Origin of the sequence: Streptomyces cahuitamycinicus, from assembly GCF_002891435.1 — a bacterium.
Classification (GTDB): Bacteria; Actinomycetota; Actinomycetes; order Streptomycetales; family Streptomycetaceae; genus Streptomyces; species Streptomyces cahuitamycinicus.
The window spans coordinates 1-696 of record NZ_POUC01000925.1; the positions used below are offsets into that span (position 1 = coordinate 1).

The 696-nt window shown below is 76.6% G+C and carries 1 protein-coding gene; it reads right to left on the reverse strand.

All coding sequences use genetic code 11. The features are described 5' to 3' along the window. Window positions 1–30: 30 nt before the first annotated feature. On the reverse strand, window positions 31–696 hold a 666-nt coding region (locus C1J00_RS43920; RefSeq protein ID WP_342751825.1), incomplete at its 5' end, for a GOLPH3/VPS74 family protein.

A 696-nucleotide genomic window follows, 5' to 3' on the forward strand; every position in this document is an offset into this window, starting at 1 on the left:
CTGCCGGTGCGGCCCCGGCCCCGGCTGGTGTCAGGGCGAGGCCGCCACCGCTGGCCCGACCGTCAGTGCCGTGCTCAGGTCGCGCACGATCCCGTGCAGCCCAGGCGTCGCCGCTCCGGCCCGTTCGGTCAGTTCCGCGGCGCGCCGACCGGGAGTGCTCTCGCCGAAGACGCCGGCCGCGGCGGCGAGGACGGCGAGCGCGGCGTCCCGCTCGGAGATCTCGGCGACCGGCAGCGGACCGCGCAGGACCCGCCGGGTCTCCTCCCGCAGCAGCTCCACGGCTGCCTTGCGCTCCAGCGCGTACTCCACGGACGGGAACACGCCGAGAAACCGTCTCTTCTCCGCCCGCAGATACCCTTCGGCCACCAGTTGCTCCCGTACGGCGTCGAGGGTCACCCGCGCCCGCAGCGTCACCCAGGTCCGCCAGGGGTGCGGGCACGACTCGCGGACGAGTTCGAGCAGCCCGTCGAGGACCGCGTCACCCGTGCTCGTATCCAGGTCGGCCGGTGTGGCGATGCCGTCCTCGTCGGTGAGCAGGCCGCGGCGGGCCAGCTCGACGAGGGCACCGGCCCGCACCGGTCCGGGCCGGTGGGCGGCGCCGTCGGCTGCCGGCCGGTCGGCGTCCCAGGCCAGCAGGCAGAGCCGGGCCGGCAGCGTGAGCGGGCCGTTGGGCACGGGGCCTCCTCGGGCGGGTGG